At 71.9% G+C, this 8808-nt stretch carries 6 protein-coding genes; 5 read left to right on the top strand and 1 reads right to left on the bottom strand.

Translation table 11 applies throughout. The annotated features are described in order from the left end of the window. Position 1: 1 nt before the first annotated feature. The gene (locus HGA02_RS05295; RefSeq protein ID WP_425483029.1) at positions 2–1009 is read right to left on the bottom strand and encodes a LacI family DNA-binding transcriptional regulator; all 1008 of its coding nucleotides are present in this window, start codon (positions 1007–1009) and stop codon (positions 2–4) included. 119 nt (positions 1010–1128) lie between these two features. On the opposite strand from HGA02_RS05295, the gene HGA02_RS05290 reads away from it, so the two are divergent. The 5 genes from HGA02_RS05290 to ilvD all read left to right on the top strand — a co-directional run bounded on the left by HGA02_RS05290 (position 1129) and on the right by ilvD (position 8790). Then, positions 1129–2427, top strand: a complete 1299-nt coding sequence (locus HGA02_RS05290; protein WP_162351320.1) for an extracellular solute-binding protein — start codon at positions 1129–1131, stop codon at positions 2425–2427. Between the two features lie 5 nt (positions 2428–2432). Beyond that, positions 2433–3470, top strand: coding sequence for a carbohydrate ABC transporter permease (locus tag HGA02_RS05285; protein WP_425483028.1), 1038 nt, complete (start codon positions 2433–2435; stop codon positions 3468–3470). After that, positions 3467–4363: a carbohydrate ABC transporter permease gene (locus HGA02_RS05280; RefSeq protein WP_168678116.1), complete on the top strand. Its 897-nt coding sequence runs from the start codon at positions 3467–3469 to the stop codon at positions 4361–4363. The genes HGA02_RS05285 and HGA02_RS05280 overlap by 4 nt, the downstream gene beginning before the upstream one ends. A gap of 72 nt (positions 4364–4435) precedes the next feature. Continuing rightward, a complete protein-coding gene (locus tag HGA02_RS05275) occupies positions 4436–6718 on the top strand; it encodes a beta-xylosidase/alpha-l-arabinosidase (RefSeq protein WP_484482042.1) in 2283 nt (760 codons plus the stop codon). Between the two features lie 209 nt (positions 6719–6927). Beyond that, positions 6928–8790 (top strand): dihydroxy-acid dehydratase, encoded by a 1863-nt coding sequence (gene ilvD, locus HGA02_RS05270; RefSeq protein WP_168678115.1) that lies wholly within the window; start codon positions 6928–6930, stop codon positions 8788–8790. The last annotated feature ends 18 nt before the right edge of the window (positions 8791–8808 follow it).

Here is an 8808-nt window from a genome sequence, read left to right as displayed (position 1 = left end):
GTCAGCGGCTGCGCGGGGGAGCGGTCGACGCGCGCTCGACCAGCTCGGTCGACAGCCGGACGTGCACGCCGCGCTCGCGGCCGTCGATGAGGTCGACGAGCAGCCGGAGCGCCTCGGCGCCCATCTGCTGCAGCGGCTGGCTGATGGTCGTGAGCGGGGGCGTCGCGAGCGCCGACTCGGGCACGTTGTCGAACCCGATGACCGACAGGTCCTCGGGGACGCGCAGGCCGAGCGAGCGCGCGACCTCGACGACGCGGATCGCCGAGAGGTCGTTCGCGGCGAACACGGCGGTCGGCGGCTGGGGCCGCGCGAGCAGCTCGTTCGCGGGCTGGTCCGCGGTCTCGGGGCGGTAGCCGCCGACCCGGACGAGGTCCTCGTCGACGGGGACGCCCGCGGCGGCCATGGCGTGCCGGAAGCCGTCCTCGCGCAGGCGGGCGGACTCGAGGTCGGGGCGGCCGCCGAGGAAGGCGACACGTGTGTGCCCGAGCCCGAGCAGGTGCTCGGTCGCGAGGACCGCGCCGGCGAACGAGTCGGCGTCGACGGTCGGCAGGCCGGACGGTCCGGTGTGGGGGTCGACCGCGACGACGGGGACGCCCGGGTGCGCCTCGACGACCGTCGGGGTGACGATCACGGCACCGTCGATGAGCGTGCCGGCCAGGCGCGACAGGTAGCGCCGCTCCCACCCGACGCTGCCGCCGGCGCCGCCGCCGGAGTAGGCGAGCAGCTCGTAGCCGGTGGCCCCGACCGCGGCCGACGCGCCCTTGAGCAGCTCGGTCGAGTAGGGCTCGAACTCCGCGACGAGGATGCCCAGGACGTTGGTGCGGTGGCTGCGCAGCGAGCGCGCGCCGAGCGACGCCTCGTACCCGAGCTCCTCGATGACCTCCTGCACGCGGGAGAGCGTCGCGGCGGCGACGCCGTAGCGGCCGTTGACGACCTTGGAGACGGTGGCGACGGAGACGCCGGCGGTGCGGGCGACGTCGGCCATCTTCACGCGAGGTGCGGGGTCCACGTGGGTGATCGTAGAGCATCGATTCGATAACGTTATCGACATCGATTGACACGACCCGTGGCGGACTGCATATCGTTACCGCCGTCCCTCCCCTTCAGTGACGACGAGGAGCTTCAACGATGAACCGGACCCGCGTCCTCCGCGGCGTGGCCGTCGCCGCAGGTCTCGCCCTGCTCGGTGCCTGTGGCACCGGTGGCGGCGGCGACGACGACAGCACCAACGCCGACGGCTCGACCGAGATCACCTGGTGGCACAACTCCAACACCGGTGACGGCAAGGACTACTACGACCAGGTCGCCAAGGACTTCGAGGCGGCCAACCCCGGCGTGACCGTCAAGGTCAGCGCCATGCAGCACGAGGACATGCTCACCAAGCTCGACGCGGCCTTCCAGGCCGGCGACGCCCCCGACATCTACATGGAGCGTGGTGGCGGCGAGCTCGCCGACCACGTCGAGGCGGGCCTCACCAAGGACATCTCCGAGGCCGCGTCCGCGGAGATCGACAAGATCGGCGGCTCCGTCGCCGGCTGGCAGGTCGACGGCAAGACCTACGCCCTCCCGTTCTCGGTCGGCGTCGTCGGCTTCTGGTACAACAAGGCGCTCTTCGAGCAGGCCGGCATCACCGAGGCCCCTGTCACGCAGGAGGACTTCAACGCGGCCGTCGACAAGCTCAAGGCCGCGGGCATCGAGCCCGTCTCGGTCGGTGCCGGCGACAAGTGGCCCGCCGCGCACTACTGGTACTACTACGCCCTGCGGGAGTGCTCGCAGGACGTCCTGTCCGACGCGGTGACCAGCCTCGACTTCTCCGACGCGTGCTTCCTCAACGCGGGCGCGGACCTCGAGGACCTCATCAAGACCGAGCCGTTCAACGCCGGCTTCCTCTCCACCCCGGCCCAGTCGGGCCCGACCTCTGCCTCCGGCCTGCTGGCGACGGGCAAGGTCGCGATGGAGCTGGCCGGCCACTGGGAGCCCGGCGTCATGCAGGGCCTCACCGAGGACGGCAACGGCCTTGGCGAGAACACCGGCTGGTTCGCGTTCCCCGAGGTCCAGGGTGGCCAGGGCGAGCCGACCGCCGCGCTCGGTGGCGGTGACGCGTGGGCCGTGTCGCAGGACGCGCCCGACGCTGCCGTCGACTTCGTGAAGTACCTGCTGTCCGACGAGGTCCAGAAGGGCTTCGCCGAGCTCGACATGGGTCTGCCGACCAACCCGACCGCCTCGCAGTACGTGTCGGACCCGGCGCTCGCCGGCCTCCTGCAGGTCCGTGACGCGGCCCCGTACGTGCAGCTCTACTTCGACACCGCCTTCGGCGCCTCCGTCGGTGGTGCGATGAACGACGCCATCGCCCTCATGTTCGCCGGGCAGGCGACCCCGCAGGACATCGTCGACGCCACGCAGGCGGCGGCTGACGCGGAGAAGTGATCCACGTGGCAGACGGAGCGACCGCCCGCATGGGCGCCCCCGCCTCGCCTGCGACGTCTTCCGCGGTGACCCCGGTCGCCGGTCGTGCTTCGGCACGGCCGGCGGCCGGCGGCCCCGGGGAGCGTCGCGGCGGTGGCAAGACCCTTCGCCGGAACCTGGAGATCGCGTTCTTCGTGACGCCGGCCCTGCTGCTGTTCCTGGGCTTCGTGGTGTGGCCGATCATCAAGGCCGCCCAGATGTCGGTGTACCGCTGGAAGGGCTTCGGCCCCATGGTCGACTTCGTCGGCCTGAAGAACTACGTCAGCGTGCTCCAGAACGAGGTGTTCACCGACGCGCTGGTGCACAACCTGATCATCGTCGTGGCGTCGATCGCCATCCAGCTCCCGCTGGGTCTCGGCATCGCGCTGCTGCTCAACCGCAAGATGCGCGGTCAGGGCACGCTGCGCACCATCATCTTCGTCCCGTACGTGCTGGCGGAGGTCATCGCCGCCGTCGTGTGGTTCCAGCTCCTGCAGCCGAAGTACGGCGTCATCGACACGATGCTCGCGGCGGTCGGCCTGTCGGGTCCCGCACAGGGCTTCCTGGGCGACCCGGACGTCGCGCTCTTCACCGTGATCGTCGTGCTGACCTGGAAGTACCTGGGCCTCGCGATCATCCTGTTCCTCGCCGGCCTGCAGGGCGTGCCGGACGAGCTCTACGAGGCGGCGCAGCTGGACGGCGCCGGCTGGTGGGACATCCAGCGCCGGATCACGATCCCGCTGCTCGGCCCGACCCTGCGCACCTGGGCGTTCCTGTCGATGATCGGCTCGCTGCAGCTCTTCGACATGGTGTGGATCCTCACCGGCGGTGGCCCGGCCAACTCCACGACCACCATGGCGACGTTCCTCGTCACCGAGGGCACCAAGCGCCAGAACTACGGCATCGCCGCCGCGGCGTCCGTGATCCTCTTCGTGGTCGCGCTCGTCGCCGCCCTCCTCTACCAGTACTTCATCCTCCGGCGTGACACGCTCGGGGACGCCCCGCGGAAGAAGGCGAAGGCATGAGCGTCGCACCGATGGTCCGGCCGCAGGCCGCCGTCTACCAGCCCGAGGGCAAGCAGCGGGTCAGGACCGGCAACGCCCTCCAGGGCGGCAACCCGCTGGTGTGGGCGATCGCGCTCGTCGTCATGGGCCTCACGCTGGGACCCGTGCTCTACGGGGTCCTCGGCGGCTTCCGCACCAACGCGCAGCTCGCCGAGAACCCGGCCGCACTGCCCGACCCGTGGGTGTTCAGCAACTACGCCAAGGTGCTGACCAACTCGAGCTTCTGGACGTACGCGTTCAACTCGACGGTCATCGCCGTCCTCACCACCGCGATCGTCGTCGTGTTCGGGATCATGGCCGCGTACCCGCTGGCCCGGTACCAGTTCAAGGGCCGCGAGGCGCTGTTCACGGTGTTCGTGCTGGGGCTGCTCTTCCCGACGACCGTCGCCATCATCCCGCTGTTCATCATGATCACCCGTGACCTGCAGCTCGGGAACACCTGGTGGGGCGTCGCGCTCCCGCAGGCCGCGTTCGCGCTGCCGGTGACGATCGTCATCCTGCGGCCGTTCCTCATGGCGCTGCCCAAGGAGCTCGAGGAGGCCGCCCTCATCGACGGCGCGTCCCGGCTGGGCGTGTTCTGGCGGATCCTGCTGCCGCTGTCGGCGCCCGGGATGGTCACGGTCGGCGTGCTCGCGTTCGTCGGCTCGTGGAACGCCTACCTGCTGCCGCTGCTGCTGCTGCAGGGCGACATGCGGACCCTGCCGCTGGGCGTCGCGGACTACTCCTCGGAGTACTCGTCCGACACCGCCGGCGTGTTCGCGTTCACCTCGCTCGCCATGATCCCCGCGCTCGTGTTCTTCCTCGCGATGCAGAAGCGGATCGTCAACGGGCTGCAGGGCGCGGTCAAGGGCTGAGGCCCGCGCGCGACGCGCCGGCGGGTCGTGCCCGCCTCCCGAACACCCAGCACGTCCAGAAGGAGTGGATCCGTGACGGATCTCCAGGTGTCGCGCCCCGTGGGCGTCGACGAGCGCGTGCAGGACCTGCTCGCGCGCATGACCCTCGAGGAGAAGCTCGCCCAGATCGTCGGCTTCTGGGAGAAGTCCGACGGCGAGGCCGTGGCTCCTCTGCAGGGCGAGTTCACGCGCGAGCAGACCCTCGACGACGCGTCCCGGCACGGGCTCGGGCACCTCACCCGCGTCTACGGCACGCGGCCGGTCGACCCGGCCGCCCGGGCACGGTGGCTCTGGTCCTTCCAGCGCCGCCTCGTCCGCGAGACGCGCCTCGGGATCCCGGCGCTCGTCCACGAGGAGTGCCTCACGGGCCTCTCCGCGTGGCGTGCCGCGACGTTCCCCACGCCGCTCGCGTGGGGCGCGTCGTTCGACCCCGAGCTCGTGACCCGCATGGGCGAGGTCATCGGCTCGTCGATGCGGCAGCTCGGCGTGCACCAGGGCCTCGCGCCCGTGCTCGACGTCATCCGCGACCCGCGCTGGGGCCGTGTCGACGAGTGCATCTCCGAGGACCCGTACCTCGTCGGCACGCTCGGCACGTCGTACGTGCGCGGCCTGCAGTCGACGGGCGTGCACGCGACGCTCAAGCACTTCGTCGGCTACTCGGCGTCGCAGTCGGGCCGCAACTTCGGCCCGGTCCACGCGGGCCCGCGGGAGATCGCGGACGTGCTGCTGCCGCCGTTCGAGATGGCGATCCGCGACGGCGGCGTGCGTTCGGTCATGAGCGCGTACGTCGAGATCGACGGCGTCCCGGTCGCGGCCGACCCGACGATCCTCACGGACCTGCTGCGCGGCACGTACGGCTTCGACGGGACCGTCGTCGCCGACTACTTCGGCGTCGCGTTCCTGCACCTGCTGCACGACGTCGCGCCCGACCTGGGCGACGCGGCGGGCCAGGCGCTCGCCGCGGGCGTCGACATCGAGCTCCCGACGGGCGACGCGTACCTCGAGCCGCTCGCGGCCGCGATCCGCGCCGGCACGGTCGACGAGGCGCTCGTCGACCGGGCGGTGACGCGCGCGCTGCGGCAGAAGGCCGAGCTCGGCCTGCTCGACGCGACGTTCGACGACGAGCCCCCGACGGACGTCGAGCTCGACAGCACCGAGCACCGGCAGATCGCCGCGCGGCTCGCGGAGGAGTCGGTCGTCCTGCTGACGAACGACGGCACCCTGCCCCTGCGGCCGGGCCTGCGCGTCGCGGTGATCGGCCCGAACGCGGACCGTCCCGAGGCGATGTTCGGCTGCTACTCGTTCGTCAACCACGTCCTGCCGCACCACCCCGAGGTCGGTGTCGGCATCGACGTGCCGACGCTGCGTCAGGCGCTCGCCGCCGAGCTCACGGGCTCGACGGTCGTGTCGGCGCGCGGGTGCGCGGTCGACGACGACGACCGCAGCGGGTTCGCCGACGCGGTGCGCGTCGCGACCGAGGCGGACGTCGCGGTGCTCGTGGTCGGCGACCACGCGGGCCTGTTCGGGCGCGGCACGGTCGGCGAGGGCTGCGACCGCGACGACCTCGAGCTGCCGGGCGTGCAGCGCGAGCTCGTCGAGGCCGTCCTGGAGACGGGCACGCCCGTCGTCCTCGTCATGCTCACGGGCCGCCCGTACGCGGTCGGCTGGGCCGTCGAGCGCTGCGCCGCGGTGGTGCAGTCGTTCTTCCCGGGCGAGGAGGGCGGTCCCGCGCTGGCGGGGATCCTGTCCGGTCGCGTCAACCCGTCGGGGCGGCTGCCGATCAGCCTGCCGCGGTCGGCGGGCGCGCAGCCGTTCACCTACCTGCACCCCACGCTGGGCGGGGACGGCGACGTCACCAACCTCTCGACGAAGCCCGTCCTGCCGTTCGGGCACGGCCTGTCGTACACGACGTTCACGCACTCCGACCTCACGGTCGAGCCGACGGCGACGACGGACGGGCCGCTCGTCGTGACCGTCCGCGTGACGAACACGGGCGAGCGGGGCGGCGACGACGTCGTCCAGCTCTACGGGCGGGACGTCGTCGCGAGCGTGACGCGTCCGGTCGCGCAGCTGCTCGGGTACCAGCGCGTCCACCTCGAGCGCGGCCAGACGGCCGTCGTCGAGCTGGTCGTGCCGGCCGCGCGGCTCGCGTTCACCGACCGGTCGGGCGAGCGCGTCGTCGAGCCGGGCGACCTCGACCTCTGGGTCGGGCCGTCGTGCGCCGAGCGTGAGACGCAGGCGCGCGTGACGCTCACGGGTGACGTCCACCGGGTCACGCCCGCGGACGGCCGCTGGACGGCGACCGTCGTCCGCTGACCCGTCCCCACGGCCGGAGGGTCGGGGCTCGCTGCTGGTGAGCCCCGGCCCTCCGTCGTCCGTGGACCACGGTGCGGACGTCGACCGGCCCCTGGCCTGCGGCGGCGTACTGTGACGAGGCGCTACCGCCGGGTAGCCGTCCGACACGCCGCCGCCTTGCCGCCTGCCCCGCCGCACCGACGAGGTCCCCTCGAAGGAGAACTGCCGCGATGAGCCGTCCCCTGCGCTCTCGTACCTCGACCCACGGCCGCAACATGGCCGGCGCCCGCGCGCTGTGGCGTGCGACGGGCATGACGTCGGAGGACTTCGGCAAGCCGATCGTCGCGATCGCGAACTCGTACACGCAGTTCGTCCCGGGGCACGTGCACCTCAAGGACATGGGCGACCTCGTCGCGTCGGCGGTCCGCGAGGCCGGCGGCGTCGCCAAGGAGTTCAACACCATCGCGGTCGACGACGGCATCGCGATGGGCCACGGCGGGATGCTCTACTCGCTGCCGAGCCGCGACCTGATCGCCGACTCGGTCGAGTACATGGTCAACGCGCACTGCGCCGACGCGCTCGTGTGCATCTCCAACTGCGACAAGATCACGCCCGGCATGCTCAACGCGGCGCTGCGGCTCAACATCCCGGTGATCTTCGTGTCGGGCGGGCCCATGGAGGCCGGCAAGGCGGTCGTCGCGGACGGTGTCGCGACGACGCACCTCAACCTCATCAACGCGATCAACTACTCCGCGGACGACAACGTCTCCGACGAGGCCCTGGGCCGTGTCGAGGAGAACGCGTGCCCCACGTGCGGCTCGTGCTCGGGCATGTTCACGGCCAACTCGATGAACTGCCTCACCGAGGCCCTCGGCCTGTCGCTGCCGGGCAACGGCTCGACGCTCGCGACGCACTCCGCGCGCCGCGAGCTGTTCCTCGAGGCCGGCCGCACGATCGTCGACCTGGCCCGCCGCTACTACGACGACGAGGACGACAGCGTCGCGCCCCGCTCGATCGCGAACCGGGCCGCGTTCGCCAACGCGATGGCGCTCGACGTCGCGATGGGCGGCTCGACCAACACCGTCCTGCACGTGCTGGCCGCCGCGCAGGAGGCCGAGCTCGACTTCACGCTCGCCGACATCGACGCCATCAGCCGGCGCGTGCCGTGCCTGTCGAAGGTCGCGCCGAACCACCCGGACTTCCACATGGAGGACGTGCACCGCGCGGGCGGCATCCCCGCGCTGCTCGGCGAGCTCGACCGCGGCGGGCTGCTCGACCACGACGTCACGTCGGTGCACACGCCGACGCTCCGCGCGTGGCTCGACGACTGGGACGTCCGCGGCGGTCGTGCGACCGAGCGCGCGCTCGCGCTCTTCCACGCGGCCCCCGGTGGCGTGCGGACGACGCAGGCCTTCTCGACGTCGAACGTCTGGGAGTCCCTCGACACCGACGCCGCGAACGGCTGCATCCGCGACGTCGCGCACGCCTACACCGTCGAGGGCGGCCTCGCCGTGCTGCGCGGGAACCTCGCCGAGGACGGCGCCGTCATCAAGACCGCAGGCATCGACCCCGAGGTCTTCCACTTCGTCGGCACCGCGCTCGTGTGCGAGTCGCAGGATGAGGCCGTCGACAAGATCCTCCGCAAGGAGGTCCGGCCCGGCCACGTCGTCGTCGTGCGGTACGAGGGCCCCTCGGGTGGTCCCGGCATGCAGGAGATGCTCTACCCGACGTCGTTCATCAAGGGCCGCGGGCTCGGCAAGGTGTGCGCGCTCATCACCGACGGCCGGTTCTCGGGCGGCTCGTCGGGCATCTCCGTCGGGCACGTGTCCCCGGAGGCGTCGGCGGGCGGCGCGATCGGCCTCATCGAGGACGGCGACGAGATCGAGATCGACGTCGAGACGCGCCTCATCCGCATCAACGTCCCCGACGAGGTCCTCGCGGAGCGCCGCGCCAAGATGGAGGCGTCGGAGAACCCGTGGCAGCCGGCGAACCGCGACCGGTACGTGTCGCCGGCCCTCCAGGCCTACGCCGCGATGGCGACGTCGGCCGACCGTGGCGCCGTCCGCGACGTGAGCCGCATCCGCCGCGCCTGACCCGCGGCGCGCGCCGCG

This window comes from Cellulomonas septica (assembly GCF_012396155.1).
GTDB lineage: Bacteria > Actinomycetota > Actinomycetes > Actinomycetales > Cellulomonadaceae > Cellulomonas > Cellulomonas septica.
This window is presented reverse-complemented; position numbering and strand designations above follow the sequence as displayed.

Excerpts from the sequence above, each read along its gene's own strand:
- HGA02_RS05290 (WP_162351320.1), top strand. The coding sequence starts at position 1,129 with ATGAACCGGACCCGCGTCCTCCGCGGCGTGGCCGTCGCCGCAGGTCTC.
- HGA02_RS05280 (WP_168678116.1), top strand. The coding sequence starts at position 3,467 with ATGAGCGTCGCACCGATGGTCCGGCCGCAGGCCGCCGTCTACCAGCCC.
- ilvD (WP_168678115.1), top strand. The coding sequence starts at position 6,928 with ATGAGCCGTCCCCTGCGCTCTCGTACCTCGACCCACGGCCGCAACATG.